The 14,575-nt window shown below is 71.3% G+C and carries 15 protein-coding genes; 9 read left to right on the top strand and 6 right to left on the bottom strand.

What is annotated here, in order from left to right; genetic code table 11:
- Positions 1 to 2: 2 nt before the first annotated feature.
- The gene (locus KUG41_RS12740; RefSeq protein ID WP_216904565.1) at positions 3 to 365 is read right to left on the bottom strand and encodes a 2Fe-2S iron-sulfur cluster-binding protein; all 363 of its coding nucleotides are present in this window, start codon (positions 363 to 365) and stop codon (positions 3 to 5) included.
- Between the two features lie 133 nt (positions 366 to 498).
- Here KUG41_RS12740 and KUG41_RS12745 point away from each other — a divergent pair, with 133 nt between their 5' ends.
- Complete coding sequence (locus KUG41_RS12745) at positions 499 to 1,185, top strand: class I SAM-dependent methyltransferase (protein WP_216904566.1); 687 nt, start codon at positions 499 to 501, stop codon at positions 1,183 to 1,185.
- A 512-nt stretch (positions 1,186 to 1,697) separates the two neighbouring features.
- Here KUG41_RS12745 and KUG41_RS12750 read toward each other — a convergent pair.
- A complete protein-coding gene (locus KUG41_RS12750; protein ID WP_216904648.1) occupies positions 1,698 to 2,108 on the bottom strand; it encodes a hypothetical protein in 411 nt (136 codons plus the stop codon).
- A 314-nt stretch (positions 2,109 to 2,422) separates the two neighbouring features.
- Between KUG41_RS12750 and KUG41_RS12755 the strand changes: the two genes are divergently transcribed.
- From KUG41_RS12755 to KUG41_RS12770, 4 genes are all read left to right on the top strand, one after another.
- Positions 2,423 to 4,210 (top strand): proline--tRNA ligase, encoded by a 1,788-nt coding sequence (locus KUG41_RS12755; protein ID WP_216904567.1) that lies wholly within the window; start codon positions 2,423 to 2,425, stop codon positions 4,208 to 4,210.
- Between the two features lie 25 nt (positions 4,211 to 4,235).
- Entirely contained in the window at positions 4,236 to 4,649 is a 414-nt protein-coding gene (gene psb27, locus KUG41_RS12760; RefSeq protein WP_216904568.1) for a photosystem II protein Psb27, read from the top strand.
- 74 nt (positions 4,650 to 4,723) lie between these two features.
- Positions 4,724 to 6,037 (top strand): adenylosuccinate synthase, encoded by a 1,314-nt coding sequence (locus tag KUG41_RS12765; RefSeq protein WP_216904569.1) that lies wholly within the window; start codon positions 4,724 to 4,726, stop codon positions 6,035 to 6,037.
- A 64-nt stretch (positions 6,038 to 6,101) separates the two neighbouring features.
- Positions 6,102 to 7,100: an adenosine kinase gene (locus KUG41_RS12770; RefSeq protein ID WP_216904570.1), complete on the top strand. Its 999-nt coding sequence runs from the start codon at positions 6,102 to 6,104 to the stop codon at positions 7,098 to 7,100.
- Here KUG41_RS12770 and cutA read toward each other — a convergent pair.
- Together cutA and KUG41_RS12780 are read right to left on the bottom strand one after the other, a co-directional pair.
- Positions 7,036 to 7,458 carry a divalent-cation tolerance protein CutA gene (cutA, locus tag KUG41_RS12775; RefSeq protein WP_216904571.1) on the bottom strand — a complete coding sequence of 141 codons (423 nt, stop codon included), beginning with the start codon at positions 7,456 to 7,458 and terminating at the stop codon, positions 7,036 to 7,038. The two genes, KUG41_RS12770 and cutA, sit on opposite strands and share 65 nt — an antisense overlap.
- Before the next feature lie 24 nt (positions 7,459 to 7,482).
- Positions 7,483 to 8,340, bottom strand: a complete 858-nt coding sequence (locus KUG41_RS12780; RefSeq protein WP_254217241.1) for a precorrin-6A/cobalt-precorrin-6A reductase — start codon at positions 8,338 to 8,340, stop codon at positions 7,483 to 7,485.
- Between the two features lie 14 nt (positions 8,341 to 8,354).
- Between KUG41_RS12780 and KUG41_RS12785 the strand changes: the two genes are divergently transcribed.
- On the top strand, positions 8,355 to 8,885 hold the full coding sequence (locus KUG41_RS12785) for a single-stranded DNA-binding protein (protein ID WP_216904572.1): 531 nt from the start codon (positions 8,355 to 8,357) through the stop codon (positions 8,883 to 8,885).
- 4 nt (positions 8,886 to 8,889) lie between these two features.
- Here KUG41_RS12785 and KUG41_RS12790 read toward each other — a convergent pair whose 3' ends face one another.
- A complete protein-coding gene (locus tag KUG41_RS12790) occupies positions 8,890 to 9,129 on the bottom strand; it encodes a hypothetical protein (protein ID WP_216904655.1) in 240 nt (79 codons plus the stop codon).
- Positions 9,130 to 9,188: 59 nt separating this feature from the next.
- Between KUG41_RS12790 and KUG41_RS12795 the strand changes: the two genes are divergently transcribed.
- The 3 genes from KUG41_RS12795 to KUG41_RS12805 are packed head-to-tail and all read left to right on the top strand — an operon-like array spanning position 9,189 to position 11,817.
- Positions 9,189 to 9,779, top strand: coding sequence for a DUF2854 domain-containing protein (locus tag KUG41_RS12795; protein WP_216904573.1), 591 nt, complete (start codon positions 9,189 to 9,191; stop codon positions 9,777 to 9,779).
- Positions 9,776 to 10,672, top strand: coding sequence for an acetylglutamate kinase (argB, locus tag KUG41_RS12800; RefSeq protein WP_216904574.1), 897 nt, complete (start codon positions 9,776 to 9,778; stop codon positions 10,670 to 10,672). Before KUG41_RS12795 ends, argB begins: the two co-directional genes overlap by 4 nt.
- 11 nt (positions 10,673 to 10,683) lie before the next feature.
- Entirely contained in the window at positions 10,684 to 11,817 is a 1,134-nt protein-coding gene (locus KUG41_RS12805; RefSeq protein ID WP_216904575.1) for a DUF3153 domain-containing protein, read from the top strand.
- A gap of 26 nt (positions 11,818 to 11,843) precedes the next feature.
- Here KUG41_RS12805 and priA read toward each other — a convergent pair whose 3' ends face one another.
- On the bottom strand, positions 11,844 to 14,168 hold the full coding sequence (priA, locus tag KUG41_RS12810; protein WP_216904576.1) for a primosomal protein N': 2,325 nt from the start codon (positions 14,166 to 14,168) through the stop codon (positions 11,844 to 11,846).
- Positions 14,169 to 14,575 lie beyond the last annotated feature (407 nt).

The following is a 14,575-nucleotide window of genomic DNA, read 5'->3' on the forward strand; positions in this document are numbered from 1 at the left end:
GACTATTTCCGGCCGACCAGCGCCTTGAGGGCACCGACCAGGCTGTTGGAACCCTTGCCCACGCCCGCATCGGGGCGGGTGCGGATGGTGACATCGCCGTTCACGGTGGTGCGGCAGCTGAGGCGGTAGCTGGCGGGCCGATCCGACAGGTAGACCTCCTCGACGTCGCTACGGGGGGAGAGGTTGCGGGCCCCTTCCACCACTTCCACCACGCAGGTGCCGCACTGGCCGAGGCCGCCGCAGTTGTTGAGGTTGTTGAGGCCTGTGTAGGGGTTCACCCCGGCGTCGAGGGCCGCCTTGCGCAGATTCGCCCCTTCGATGCAACCAACCTGCTGGCCTTCCTTTTCGAAACGGATGGTGGGCACGGTCGATCGGGGGTGACGGGCGCCGCCCAACTTAGGTCACACCCGGTCCCATCGATCCCACTTTCGTTGTCTTGAGAAAGGTTCAGGACGGCCGCGAAGGGCTGCTTACCATGGTCGGGTCGCCCGGTAGCCGTTGCTTTCCTCCGACCCCTCACCGGCCCGGCAGGCCACCTACGACCTGGTGGTGCAGCAGCTCATTCCCGGCTACGCCAGCCTGGCGCGACTGTCGGTTTCGCTGCTGTCCTCCTCCCCCCTGGCCTCCGGGGAAGGGGCCGCTGTTCTGGTGGCCGGCTGCGGCACGGGGGCCGAACTGCTCGAGGCCGACGCCCAGCGACCTGACTGGCGACTCACCGCCATCGATCCGTCCACGGAGATGCTGGCCGTGGCGCAGCAGCGACTCCGGGATCGGGGCACGATCGACTGGCATTGCACCACGGTGGAAGCCCTGGGGGCCGACGCCCGCTTCGACGGGGCCCTTTCGGTGCTGGTTCTCCAGTCACTCCCGGATGACGGCACCAAGCTGAGCTTCCTGACCGCCCTGGCCCGCAGCCTGCGTCCCGGCGGCCAGCTGGTGCTCGTTGATCTGATGCGTCCCGAGCGCTCACCCCTTTCAGCCCAGGTGGCCGAAGCCTGGCAGGGCTTCCAGCGGGCCAGCGGGGTGGTCGGTGAAGGGGTGGATCTCACCGGCCAGATCCAGGGGTTCCATCCCATCGGCATCGCCCGGCTGACGGCCCTGGTGGAGGCCGCCGGACTCAGCGATCCGGCGCCGTTCTTCCAGGCCCTGGACTTTCAGGGGTTTCTGCTGCAGCGACGGGCCTGAAGGGCAGCTCGCCTGATTCGACGCGGTTGGGGAGGAGGCGGCGGTCCATCACCACCCCGGAGATGGGCACCACCAGGGTGAGCACTCCCAGCAGGAAACCGCCGACGAACCCCAGGGGTTGGTCGAAGACCAGGCCGGAGAGAGTGTCATCGCCTCCGGCGGGTCGCTGACCGCTGCGGGACGGCGGGGAAGACGCCTCGGGTTTGGAAGGGGGTCTGGGCCCCGGACTGTCGGGATCTCCGCTGGCTTCCGCTTCGGCGGTGGTCGCCGTCAGGACGGGAACCGGACCGGCGGTTGCGGAGGCGGAGGAACTGGCGGACAACGCCGGGGAAAGGTGGGCCCCGGAAGGGGGTGCGGAGCGGTGACCAGGATGGACGGGTCGGGAATGATCCATGCATGCGTGCTCCGGTTGGACCGGCAGCACTGGGCGGAGAAAAGAGGAACTGCGCAGCATTCTGCCACCGATCCTCTGCCCGGGCCCCTCGGAACGGAAGCCCACACCGCCCGGGGGATCAGGCCGCAGGCCGTGAGTGGGAGTGCTGCTGGCGGTGGAGGTCCAGTTCGGTGGGGGGGATCTCGGTGCCCTCCAGCCGGGCCCGGATCGCCTGCAGTTCCTCGAGGATCGACACCAGCAGCTGCTGGGTGGCCGTGGAGGGGGAGTTGAGAACCTCCACCGTCACCTCCTTGATCCGCAGCACGTCGCGGGCGAAGCGGGCCACCTCGTGGGGGTGGAACACCAGCGGCTCCTTCTGATCGCTGCGGTATTCGGGATTGAGCTTGCGGGGATTGAAGGGGGGGTTGAGATGGCGGGGATCGGTGTTCGTGTAGCGATACACCGAAGCCCTGGATCGGTTCAGGGACCGCTGAACCTCATCGATGCCGATCAGGGCCTCGGCCTCGGCGGCGATCGGTCCGCCGTGCAGGCCGTTCGGGGAGTGCTGGGCGGAAGGTGCCTGTCCGTTCGGCTGTCCTGTCAGCCGTCCGGTCTGCTGTCCTGTCTGCGATGACGCCTGCGGTGCCAGCGGGCCGGTTGCTGAAGAGCCGGCCTGAGCGGGGTGAGCAAGCATGAGACCGGGGTTGGACGGGCTGGACTAGCGGCTGACATTAGCAGGAATTCCCGTTTCCGGCGAAATCGAAGCGACCGGCAGGCCCATTGCGGTCACTCGCTCCTCGCCGCTTCCTTGTGTGTGCCTTCACTTCGCGGTGATAACGTCCAGCGCCGATCCGGTCTTTCTCCATGCGCGTCTCCCGCCTGATGCTGGTGACGCTTCGCGACGACCCGGCCGAAGCGGAGATCACCTCCCACAAGCTGCTGCTCCGGGCCGGCTACATGCGGCGCCTGGCGCCGGGAATCTTCGCCTATCTGCCCCTGCTCTTCCGGGTGCTGCAGAAGATTTCCGCCATCGTCCGGGAGGAGATGGCATCCGTGGATGCGCTCGAAACCCTGCTGCCCCAGCTGCAGCCGGCCGATCTCTGGCGGCGCAGCGGCCGCTGGGACGGGTACACCGCCGGCGAGGGCATCATGTTTCACCTGATCGACCGCCAGGACCGGGCCCTGGGGCTGGGTCCGACCCACGAGGAGGTGGTGACGGAACTGGCCGCCGACCTGCTGCGTTCCTATCGCCAGCTGCCGGTCTGTCTGTATCAGATCCAGACCAAGTTCCGCGATGAGATCCGGCCCCGCTTCGGCCTGATGCGGGGCCGGGAATTCATCATGAAGGACGCCTATTCCTTCCATGCCGACGAAGCCTGTCTGCGCCGCACCTACGCGGCCATGGACGGGGCCTACCGGCGCATCTTCGCGCGCTGCGGCCTGCGGGCGGTGGCCGTTGAAGCCGACAGCGGCGCCATCGGCGGGTCCGCCAGCCAGGAGTTCATGGTCACCGCCGAGGCCGGCGAGGACCTCATCCTTGCCAGTCCCGACGGCTGCTATGCCGCCAACCAGGAACGGGCGGTGTCCCTGCCGGCGCCGGCGCTGCCGCTGGAGGCGGATGCCGCCCGTTCCCTGGCCACCCCCGCTCAGAAGAGCATCGAGGAGCTCTGCGCCGCCCATGGTTTTCACCCCACCCAGACCCTGAAGGTGCTGCTGCTGGTGGCCCGGTTCGCCGTTGCCGCGCCCCGGGCCGTGCTGGTGAGCCTGCGGGGTGATCAGCAGCTCAACGACGTCAAGCTGGCCAACGCGGTGACGACCCTCTCTCCCGAGGCCGGGGCCCTGCTGGAGATCACTCCGCTGGGCGCCGAGCACCTGGCCGGCGACGGGCTTGCCGTGCCCTTCGGCTACCTCGGCCCCCACCTGGAGGATCCCCCTCTGGGGGGCGCTGAACGGCTGCCGATGCTGCGGCTGGCCGATTCCTCCGCCGCCGAACTGGGCGCGTTCGTGTGCGGGGCCAACCGCCCCGATGAGCACCTGGTGGGGGCGCGCTGGGGGGAGCTCTGCCCGCTCCCGCAGGTGGTGGACCTGCGGGCGGCCCAGCCCGGGGATCGCTGTCTGCACGACCCCACCCAGCGGCTGGAGGCGGCCCGTGGCATCGAGGTCGGCCACATCTTCCAGCTGGGTCGCAAGTATTCGGAGGCCCTGGAGGCCCGCTTCACCAACGAGGCCGGCAGCGAGGAGCCCCTCTGGATGGGCTGTTACGGGATCGGGGTGTCCCGCCTGGCCCAGGCGGCCGTGGAACAGCACCACGACGCTGATGGCATCCGCTGGCCGGTGGCCATCGCCCCGTACACGGTGATCATCGTGATTGCCAGCAGCCAGGATCCGGTGCAGGTGGGCCTGGCCGAACGGCTCTACGGGCAGTTGCTTCAGGCCGGGATCGACACCCTTCTCGACGACCGGCCCGAGCGGGCCGGTGTGAAGTTCAAGGATGCCGATCTGATCGGCATCCCCTGGCGGCTGGTGGTGGGTCGTGCCGCCGCTGAGGGCCGGGTGGAGCTGGTGGACCGCAGCGGCGACAGCGGCAAGCAGGAGCTGACGGTGGAGGCCGCCCTGGACGCCCTGCTCGGGCTCCAGGGGGAGGGCCCGTAGGATTCCTCCAGACGCCTCCCCAGCCGTGCTCGCCTTCCTGCGCCGCAGCCTGCTCCGTCCCCTGCTGGCCCTGGGCCTGTGCCTCTGCCTGGGGCTGAGCGGCTGCACCCAGGCCGCGGCCGGACTCAGCGGCAACTACGTCGACGACACGGTGAGCGTGGCCGAGACCCTGCTCACCACCATCGCCCTGCCCCAGGACGACCCATCACGGCAGGACGCCGAGGTGGAGGCCCGCCGGCTGATCAACGGCTACACCGCCCTTTATCGGCCCCGTCAGGACATCCACAGCCTGGCCTCCTTCACCACCATGCAGACCGCGGTCAACGCCCTGGCCGCCCACTACGCCGGCTACGCCAACCGTCCCCTGCCGGACACCCTGCGCACCCGCCTGGAGAAGGAGTTCAAGCAGGCCGAGGCGAGCGTGGTACGAGGCGCCTGATCCTTTGACGTAGGGGCACCCGATCTGAGAAGCTCACCCCTTGTGCTCAGAAGCGGCTTCGGGCCGCTGTTTCCTTGGCCAACGTTGTCGTCATCGGTGCGCAGTGGGGTGACGAAGGGAAAGGCAAGATCACCGATCTGCTGAGTCGCTCCGCCGATGTCGTCGTCCGTTACCAGGGCGGAGTCAACGCCGGTCACACCATCGTCGTCGAGGACCGGGTCCTCAAGCTGCACCTGATTCCCTCCGGAATCCTCTACCCAGACACCACCTGCCTGATTGGTTCGGGGACGGTGGTGGATCCCAAGGTGATGCTCGGTGAGATCGACACCCTGCTCGATCTGGAGATTGACGTTTCGGGGCTGAAGCTCGCCTCCACGGCCCACGTCACCATGCCCTACCACCGCCTGCTGGATCAGGCGATGGAGCAGCGGCGGGGCGATCGCCGCATCGGCACCACCGGCCGCGGCATCGGCCCCACCTACGCCGACAAGTCGGAGCGCAACGGCATCCGGGTGATCGACCTGCTCGATCCGGACTGCCTCCGGGATCGGCTGCTCGGCCCCCTGGCGGAGAAGAACGACCTGCTCGAAAAGGTCTACGGCATCCCCGGTCTGGATCCCGACCGGGTGATCGAGGAATACGCCGGCTACGGGCGGCGCCTGGCCCCCCATGTGGTGGATTGCACCCGCACCATCCACGAGGCGGCCCGGGCCCGCAAGAACATCCTTTTTGAAGGCGCCCAGGGCACCCTCCTGGATCTCGACCACGGCACCTATCCCTACGTCACCTCCTCCAACCCGGTGTCGGGGGGGGCGTGCATCGGCGCCGGGGTGGGCCCGACCCTGATCGACCGGGTGATCGGGGTGGCCAAGGCCTACACCACCCGGGTGGGAGAGGGGCCCTTCCCCACCGAGCTGGAGGGCAGCCTCAACGACCACCTCTGCGACCGCGGCGGCGAGTTCGGCACCACCACGGGCCGCCGGCGACGCTGCGGCTGGTTCGATGGCGTGATCGGACGCTACGCGGTCCAGGTCAACGGCCTCGACTGCCTGGCGATCACCAAGCTCGACGTGCTCGACGAGCTGGACGAGATCCAGGTGTGCGTCGCCTACGAGCTCGACGGTCGCCGCATCGAGTATTTCCCCAGCAGCTCCGACGAATTCGCCCGTTGCCGGCCTGTCTACGAGACCCTGCCCGGCTGGCAGTGCTCCACGGCCGACTGCCGCCGCCTGGAGGATCTGCCCCCCACCGCCATGGCCTACCTGCGCTTCCTGGCGGAGCTCATGGAGGTCCCCATCGCCATCGTCTCCCTCGGGGCCCAGCGGGATCAGACGATCGTGGTCGAGGATCCCATCCACGGGCCCAAGCGGGCCCTGCTCAGCGTCTGAGCCTGCCCTCGCGCCTGAGCCCGCCCCCCGCTCCCCCGGGCCGTCCCCTCGCTCCCTTTCCCGTTTGACCCTCTCCGCCAAGACCTTCGACGTGGTCGGCATCGGCAACGCCATCGTCGATGTGCTCGTCCAGGCCGACGACGCGTTCCTCGAGAGCCATGGCCTCACCAAGGGCACCATGGCCCTGGTGGACGAGACCCGGGCCGAGACGCTCTACGCCAGCGTCGGCGCCGGACTCGAAACCTCCGGCGGTTCGGCGGCCAACACCCTGGCGGGCATCGCCATGCTGGGGGGCCGGGCGGGCTTCATCGGCCGCGTGCGCGACGACCAGCTCGGGGCGATCTTCACCCACGACATCCGGGCCGTGGGGGCGCGCTTCGAGACGCCCCCTGCCGGCAGCGGCCCCTCCACCGCCCGCTGCCTGATCCTGGTCACCCCCGATGCCCAGCGCACCATGTGCACCTACCTGGGGGCGTCGGTGGGGCTGGATCCCGCCGACCTCGACCTGGAGATGGTGCGCCAGGCGAAGGTGCTCTACCTGGAGGGCTACCTCTGGGACAGCGAGGAGGCCAAGCAGGCCTTCCTCGCCGCCGCCGAGGTGATGCGGGCCAGCGGTGGTGAGGTCGCCCTCTCCCTTTCCGATGCCTTCTGCGTCGAGCGTCACCGCCAGAGCTTCCAGGAACTCGTCGACGGCCACGTGGACATCCTGTTCGCCAACGAGATGGAGATCACCTCCCTCTACGAGACCGCCAGCTTCGAGGCGGCGGCCGACCGGGTGCGGGGCCGCTGCCGCATCGCCGCCCTCACCCGCAGCGAGCGGGGGTCCCTGCTGCTGAGCGGGGACACCACGGTGGCGATCGAGCCTGTCCTGCTCGGTCCGCTGGTGGACACCACCGGCGCCGGTGATCTCTATGCCGCCGGATTCCTCCACGGCCACACCCGGGGGGAGAGTCTGGAGCGCTGCGGCCGGCTCGGCTCCCTCTGCGCCGGTCAGGTGGTCACCCAGCTGGGGCCCCGCCCCCAGGCGTCCCTGCCGGAGCTGGTGGCCCGCCACCTGGGTTGAGCGGCGACGGCGGCGGCGTCAGTGGCTCCAGCAGCCAGTGGCCGTAGGGCCCGTCGCTGGTCGCGTTCCAGTGGATCCATTCGGGGGTCTCGTAGCTGTGCAGCTCCCTGAGGGCGCTGCGGAGCTCCTGCAGCCGCTCCGGGCTGGTCTTGAGCAGCAGCTGCACCTCCTCCGAGCGCTCCAGGCGCCCCTGCCAGTAGTAGAGGGACACCACCGGGTGCAGGCTGGCGCAGGCCACCAGGCCCCGCTCCAGCAGGGCCCGGGCCAGGGCCTCGGCCCGCTCGCTGTCGGCTTCGGTGCTGAGCACCAGGCTCAGGCGACAGGGGTCGGTCGCCGGGGCTGCAGGGTCCTGGGGCATGGGACGGGATCGGCGCTGCCGGGCTCAGCCGTGCTGATCACTCTGGCCCAGCCGCTCCAGCAGCTCCTGCAGCGCCAGGGCCTCCACCTCCCCGGGCTCCCGGGGACGTTCCAGCAGCAGCAGGCGCAGTCCCAGCTCGGAGCAGATGCGGTGCCAGTGGGCTTCATTGGGGCCGCCGGAGCGACGACAGAGCACCGCTTCGATCTCCCAGTGCAGGCAGAGGGCCCGCTCGATGCGGCCGTCGCCGGTGGGCCGCAGGGGGGCCAGCCTGCGGGGGGCGAGTCCCGCGGCCAGGGCCCTCCCCAGGGCCTCCCCGCTGGGCAGCAGCCGCGCGTGGTGAACGGCTCCGGGCGATGCCGCCACGGCATCGGCCAGGCGGCGGGCGCCGATGGCCAGCAGCAGCCGGAGGCCGGGCCGGCAATGGGCTCCGAGGGCGTCCAGATCGGCCAGGGGCACGGCGCCTGCGAGGGCCAGATCGGGCCGCCGCAGCCGCAGCAGGGGCTGCGCCAGGGCCTGGCAGGTGCGGGCCAGGGCGGCACTGATGCGGGTGGCGAAGGGATGGGTCGCGTCGATCACCCAGCGGTAGGGATCGCCCCGCTCCCGGGCACCTGCCAGCTCCTGGGCCACCCCTGCCTCCGGTCCGTCCGGGCCACCGATCGCCCCCACCGCCAGCTCCTGGCCGGGGTGGGGGCCATAGGCCAGGGCGGCGGCCCGGCTCACCAGGCTGACGCGCAGACGCCAGCCCCGGGCCAGCAGCGTCGACGCCAGCGGCGGACCTTCCCCCGTGCCGGCGATCAGCCAGATCCTGCCGCCGCAGCCGGCAGCCCCGGGTGGATCGCTCTGGTGTCTGCGGGGACCATGCATCAGGATGGGGCCTGCCATGCGTTGATCCGGGCGTGAATCACTGTTTGCTTGAGGTGGAGGTCCTGGAGGCACCCCAGGTGCGATACACCCAGGACAACCAGACCCCGGTGGCTGAAATGGCCGTCCAGATCGAGGGGCTCCGGCCCGATGACCCCCCGGGTCAGCTCAAGGTGGTGGGCTGGGGCAACCTCGCCCAGGACCTGCAGAACCGGGTGCAGGTGGGTCAGCGGCTGGTGATCGAGGGCCGGCTGCGGATGAACACCGTCTCCCGTCAGGACGGGATGAAGGAGAAGCGGGCGGAGTTCACCCTGGCCCGCCTCCATTCCCTCACCCCGGGACCGGTCGGTGCGGCGCCTCAGGAGCACACCCGCGCCGCCGCACCGGCCGCCGGCCCACGGCCCGGGGGCACCCCTCCTCCAGCCCGACGGGCCCCGGCTCCGGCCCCGTCCCGCCCCTCCAGTCCCGCTCCCTCCAGTCCCGCTCCCACCGAGGCCGCCGCCCCCGTCTGGGACACCTCTCCGCTGGTGCCCCTGGGGGACGACGACGACGAGATCCCGTTCTGAGCGCTCAGAGGCGCTCAGCAGCCTGCTCCAGCAGCTGGCCCAGTTCCCGCTCCAGGGCCGCCAGATCGAGCCGCCATGCGCTCCAGCGACCGCTGTCGAGCTGGCGCAGCAGCCACAGTCTGTCCTCGCCCAGCTGGGTGAGGAGCTCGGCGGTGGTGGGTGCTACGGCGGCGCTCCAGGGGGAGGCCTCCGGCCCGGGTCCCTGCCCGCTGCTGGAGCTGGAGGCGTCGTGGGAGCTGACCATGGACGGACGGGGCAGGGCCTGGGCCCCCATCCTGCCCCCCGCTGCTGGAGGATGGGGAGATGCAAGCGTTCCTTTCCCCCGGCAGTCTGGTCACGGTCGCCGGTGCCGTGCTCACAGTGATCGGTTCGATCGCCTACGCCACCGACAGCCCCAACATCAGCCTGGCGGGTGTCTTCTACGGGGTGCCGATCCTGCTGGGCGGCCTGGCCCTGAAGTCGTCCGAGCTGCCGCCGGCCGAACGTCTCACCCCCGCGGCCCAGCTGCGCGAGCTGCGCCAGCTGCCGGAGAGCGAGCCCCTGCGCAAGCTGCTGGGCGATGTCACCCGCTGGCGCTACGGCCAGAAGGCCCACCTGGAGAGCTCCCTGGAGGCCCTGAAACTGTGGGATGAGGATGCCCCTCCCCAGCTGGTGGCCATCGAGGAGCTCGACCACGGCGGCGGCTACGGGCTGCGCCTCAGCATCGACTGCCACGGGGTGGCCTTCGAGCGCTGGCAGGATCGCCTAGAGCGGCTGGGCCGTTTCTTCGGTCCGGGCCTGACGGCCGAGCTCCACCAGGCCGCCCCCGGCCGCCTGCAGCTGAGTCTGCTGCCCGCCCCCGCTCCCAGCGACCCGTCCGCCCCCGACCCGTCCCCCGCTGCCCCCGTCCCTTGAGTCCCGATCGGCACATCAGTTCGGAAGACACCCTGCGGGTGTCCGTTCTCAGTGAGGCTCTGCCCTACATCCAGCGCTTCGCCGGCCGACGCATCGTGATCAAGTACGGCGGCGCGGCCATGGTGCAGGAGGACCTGCGCGATGCGGTGTTCCGGGATCTCGCCCTGCTGGCCTGTGTGGGCGTCCAGCCGGTGGTGGTGCACGGGGGTGGCCCGGAGATCAACCAGTGGCTGGGGAAACTGGCGATCGAGCCCCGCTTCCGGGACGGCCTGCGGGTCACCTGCCCGGACACCATGGACGTGGTGGAGATGGTGCTGGTGGGCCGGGTCAACAAGCAGATCGTCAACGGCCTCAACCGGGTGGGGGGCCGGGCGGTGGGACTCTCCGGCAGCGATGGCGCCCTGGTCCAGGCCCGCACCATGGGAGACGGCACCCTCGGGGTGGTGGGGGATGTGGCGCGGGTGAATCCGGCGGTGCTCTCCCCGCTGCTCGCCAGCGGCTACATCCCGGTGATCTCCAGCGTGGCCCCCAACGCCGAAGGCCTGGCCCACAACATCAATGCGGACACGGTGGCCGGGGAGCTGGCGGCGGCCCTGCAGGCGGAGAAGCTGATCCTGCTCACCGACACCCCAGGCATCCTGCGCGACCGCAACGAACCCTCCAGCCTGATCCGCCAGCTCAGCCTCTCCGAGGCCCGCGAGCTGATCGCCACCGGCGTGGTGGACGGGGGCATGACCCCCAAGACCGAATGCTGCATCCGGGCCCTTGCCCAGGGGGTGAAGGCGGCCCACATCATCGATGGCCGGGTGGCCCACTCCCTGCTGCTGGAGGTGTTCACCAACGCCGGCATCGGCACCATGGTGGTGGGCAGCCCCGGCCTTTTGCATGGCTGAGGATCCCCTGCATGGCTGAGGATCCACTGGCAGACGCGCGGCGGGCCCTCGATCGCGGTGAGTACGGCCAGGTGCTGCGGCTGCTGGAGCCCCTCCAGCAGGAGCGCTCCCCGCTCACCCCCGCCGGAGCCGAGCTGCGGCTGCTGATGGCCACCGCCCTGATGGGCCAGGGTCAGACGGACCGGGCGGCCGCCTGCTGCCGCAGTCTGGTGCGCTGCCGCGACACCACTCTGCGGGCCCAGGCCAAGGCCCTTCTGATGGTGCTCGAGGCCCCGGAGCTGCGCCGCCCCCGCGACTGGTCGCTCACCCTGCCGGACCTCGGCGGCACCACGCCGATCGAGGGGATCGGCGGCGCCAGCTCCCGTCGCCCCCGTCGCCGGCCGGACCCGCCGCCGCCCCCGCCGGTGGGGCCCACCCGGGCGCCGGTGGGATTCGCGGTGGTGGTGGTGCTGCTGCTCCTGCTGGCCACCCTGCTGGGGGGCTGCATGGAGGTGCACACCGAGCTCCGTTTCGAGGGGCCCGGACGGCTGCAGCTGAGCCACCACCTGCGCAGCGACACCGGCCAGGAGAGTCCCTGGCAGCGGCGGTTCACAGCGGCACTCGAAGCGGGCTCGCCCCCGTTGATTCCCGACGCCGGGCTGTTCCGCTCGCAGGCAGCCAGGGGCGAACGGGTCCTCTCCACCCCCGTGCTGCCGGCCGCCCAGGCCCTCGACGCCCTGGCCGCCAGCCTGCAGGTGGCCGGCGAGCTCAGTGGCGTCGCCCTGGCGGCTCCGGTGCTGCGCTGGGAGGAGCGCAACTGGCTGGTGGGTGTGCGCCAGCTGCTGGTTCTGGAGCTCGATCTGGGGCCCCTTGATGCCATCCCGGGCCTGGATCTCACGGTCGGACTCGCCCCGGTGCGCCCGGCCGCCGTGCGGCGGGCGGCCCCCTCGGGGGTGGAGAAGGCGCCGCCTTCCGGCCAGGGCGACGGGCCCCGGCTGCTCTGGCCGCTCCAGCCCGGCCAGCGCAACGTGCTGGAGCTGCGCTGCTGGCGCTGGAGCGGCCTGGGACTGGGGGCGGCGGCGGTGGGCCTGGCCCTGCCGCTGGTGCTCACCCTGCAGGGCATCCGTCGCCGGCTGGGTTTCGGTCTGCCGGAACTGCCGGCCTGATCGTCCCGCAGGGATCCGGTTCCGGTTCAGAGCTCGAGCGGGTCGGGATCGATCGTCAGGCTCACCCCCGGGGGCAGGGCCCGGCGCAGTTCGCTCTCCGCCGGCAGGGGCAGCCCGCCTGCACCAGGCTCGGATCCGGCCGGCGTGGCCGCAGCGCCGTGGAGCAACAGCTGCCAGCGGCTGCGGCCCGCCACCCGGGCCACCGGCGCCGGCGCCGGTCCGATCAGCATCCAGCCGGCCGCCTCCAGGCCGGGCCGGATCCTTTCGGCCAGGGCGGCGGCGGCGGTGGCGGTGCCGCTGGCGGTGAGTCCCGCCAGCCGCAGCAGGCAGGCGCGGCCGAAGGGCACCATGCCGCTCTGGCGGCGCAGCTCCAGTTCCTCGGCCAGGAACGCCTCGTAGCGTCCGTCCACCAGATGGCGGATCACGGGGTGCTCCGGGCTGTAGGTCTGGACCAGCACCTCCCCCGGCCGCTCCCCCCGGCCGGCGCGGCCGGCGAGCTGCAGCAGCAGCTGCAGGCATTGCTCCGAGGCGCGTAGATCCGGCCGGTGCAGCAGACCGTCGGCCGCCAGCACCGCCGCCAGGGTCACCCTGGGCAGATCCATGCCCTTGGCGAGCATCTGGGTCCCCACCAGCACGTCCGCCTCGCCGGCGGCAAAGCGTTCCAGCAGCCGGCGGTGGCCGTCCCTGCCCCTGGTGCTGTCCCGGTCGAAGCGGAGCAGCCGCAGGTCCTCCAGTTCGGCGGCCAGCTGTTCCATCACCCGCTGGGTGCCGGCCCCGAACGGCTTGAAGGCGCTGGAGCCACAGTGGCCGCAGCGATCGCCCAGCTCCTGGCGGTGGTCGCACCAGTGGCAGCGCAGCCACTCCCGGCCATCACCGCCGGCCCGGGGGGCGTGATGCACCGTCAGGGCCACGTCGCAGTGGGGACAGAGCACCACCTCGCCGCAGCTGCGGCAGCTCAGGAACGCCCGGTAGCCCCGGCGTGGCACCAGCACGACCGCCTGCTCGCCCTTCTCCCGCAGTCCTTCCAGCCGGGCCATCAGGGGGCGGCTGATCAGGCGCCGGTGGCCGTCGACCAGTTCCTGGCGCATGTCCACCAACCGCACCGGCGGCAGGGGCCGCTGGCCGATCCGCTCGGGAAGCGCCAGCAGGAGGGTGTCGGCGGGCTCGCCCCGGCGAGCGGGCTGGCAGCGGCACCAGCTCTCGAGCGAGGGGGTGGCGCTGCCGAGGAGCAGGCGGGCCCCCGTCAGCCGGGCGCGCAGCCGGGCCACCTCGCGGGCGTGATAGCAGGGCATGGGACTCTCCTGCTTGTAGGACCCGTCGTGCTCTTCATCGAGCACGATCAGACCCAGCTGGCCCAGGGGGAGGAACACCGCCGATCGGGTGCCGACGGCCAGACACGGCTGGCGGCGCAGGCCGGCGTCGAGGCAGCGTCGCCAGGCCACGACCCGTTCCCCATCCCCCATGCCGCTGTGGTACTCGATCACGTCCTGACCGAAGCGCCTGCGGCAACGATCCAGCAACTGGGGGATGAGGCCGATCTCCGGCGCCAGGATCAGCACGCTGCGGCCCGCCTCCAGCTCCTGCGCCGCGGCCTGCAGGTAGACCTCGGTCTTGCCGGATCCGGTCACCCCCCAGAGCAGCAGGGACTGGCCGGCGGGGGCCGCGGCGATCGCCCGGATCGCCGCGGCCTGGGCCGGGTTGGGCGGACGGGGAGGTTCCTGCCGGAGGCAGCCCGGCTCCCCACCGGGGCCCCCAGGGCCGCCCGGTGCGGGGGTCCGGATCGACTCCCGCAGCAGCAGCCCCCGGCGCTCCATCGTGGCGATCAGGGAGCGTCCGAATCCGTCCGCTGCCACCAGGTCCCGCAGCAGGCGCTGGCCGCCATGGCGGGCCAGATGGTCCAGCAGGGCCTGCTGGCGGGCGCTGGGAGGCACCTCGGAGCCGGCGGGGTCGGGGCGCAGCTGCCACTGGAGCCGGCCCAGCCCGGCCGCCCGACGGCTCTGTCCCAGCCAGCCCGGGGGGAGGGCGCTCTTGAGGGTGCGGAAGAGTCCGGCATGGCACTGGCCGGCGACGCCTTCCAGCAAGGCCTGCCAGAGGGGATCGATCGCCGCACTCTGCAGCACCTCATCCACGGGCAGGATCCCCTTGCCCTCCAGCGCAGCAGGGCGCTCGGCGCTGGTCGCGACCACCAGGCCGGTGTGGGGTCTGCCCTGGAGCCGTACCCGCACCAGATCCCCGACGCCGATGCCGAGGTGCCCGGGGTTGGCGTAGGTGAAGGTTCGCCCCTCCCGGCCGGCTTCCAGCCAGACCTCGAGCCAGCCTGGGGCGGCGGGCCGAGGGGAGGAGGGCAGCATCAGGCCATCAATCTTGCAAAGATCTCACCCCATTCCTAGGATGTCAGGGTTGGGCAGTTCGAAAGGCTGCCGTCGGAACCAAGCAGAGTTCCGTCCACAGGGAAGACATGCTGAGGTTGCCAAGGGACTCCGCTCCCACCCGGCCCTCCGGTCTGAGACCACCCGTGACAGCCCTGCACCGGCTCTGGCCGCCGCTTCATCCAATCCGCCATCGTCCCGGAGTGCTCCATCACTGATCCAGAACCAGGCATCGCCTGAGAGGCCCAGACCTCTCCACGGTCACCTGCTTCTCCCTCCGTTCCTCTCCCCTGGTCCAGTGCCGGGTCGGTAGAGGGAGGGTTCATGTTTCTGATCAGCTCCGGAGCCGGCGGGTTGCCACCCGCCCCAGCGTTTCCGTTTCGATCTCC

The sequence above is a fragment of the Synechococcus sp. CCY 9618 genome, from assembly GCF_019038415.1.
Lineage (GTDB): Bacteria > Cyanobacteriota > Cyanobacteriia > PCC-6307 > Cyanobiaceae > Cyanobium.

Excerpts from the sequence above, each read along its gene's own strand:
- KUG41_RS12755 (WP_216904567.1), top strand. The coding sequence starts at position 2,423 with ATGCGCGTCTCCCGCCTGATGCTGGTGACGCTTCGCGACGACCCGGCC.
- cutA (WP_216904571.1), bottom strand. The coding sequence starts at position 7,458 with ATGCCCCAGGACCCTGCAGCCCCGGCGACCGACCCCTGTCGCCTGAGC.
- KUG41_RS12780 (WP_254217241.1), bottom strand. The coding sequence starts at position 8,340 with ATGGCAGGCCCCATCCTGATGCATGGTCCCCGCAGACACCAGAGCGAT.
- KUG41_RS12790 (WP_216904655.1), bottom strand. The coding sequence starts at position 9,129 with ATGGTCAGCTCCCACGACGCCTCCAGCTCCAGCAGCGGGCAGGGACCC.
- KUG41_RS12795 (WP_216904573.1), top strand. The coding sequence starts at position 9,189 with ATGCAAGCGTTCCTTTCCCCCGGCAGTCTGGTCACGGTCGCCGGTGCC.
- KUG41_RS12805 (WP_216904575.1), top strand. The coding sequence starts at position 10,684 with ATGGCTGAGGATCCACTGGCAGACGCGCGGCGGGCCCTCGATCGCGGT.
- priA (WP_216904576.1), bottom strand. The coding sequence starts at position 14,168 with ATGCTGCCCTCCTCCCCTCGGCCCGCCGCCCCAGGCTGGCTCGAGGTC.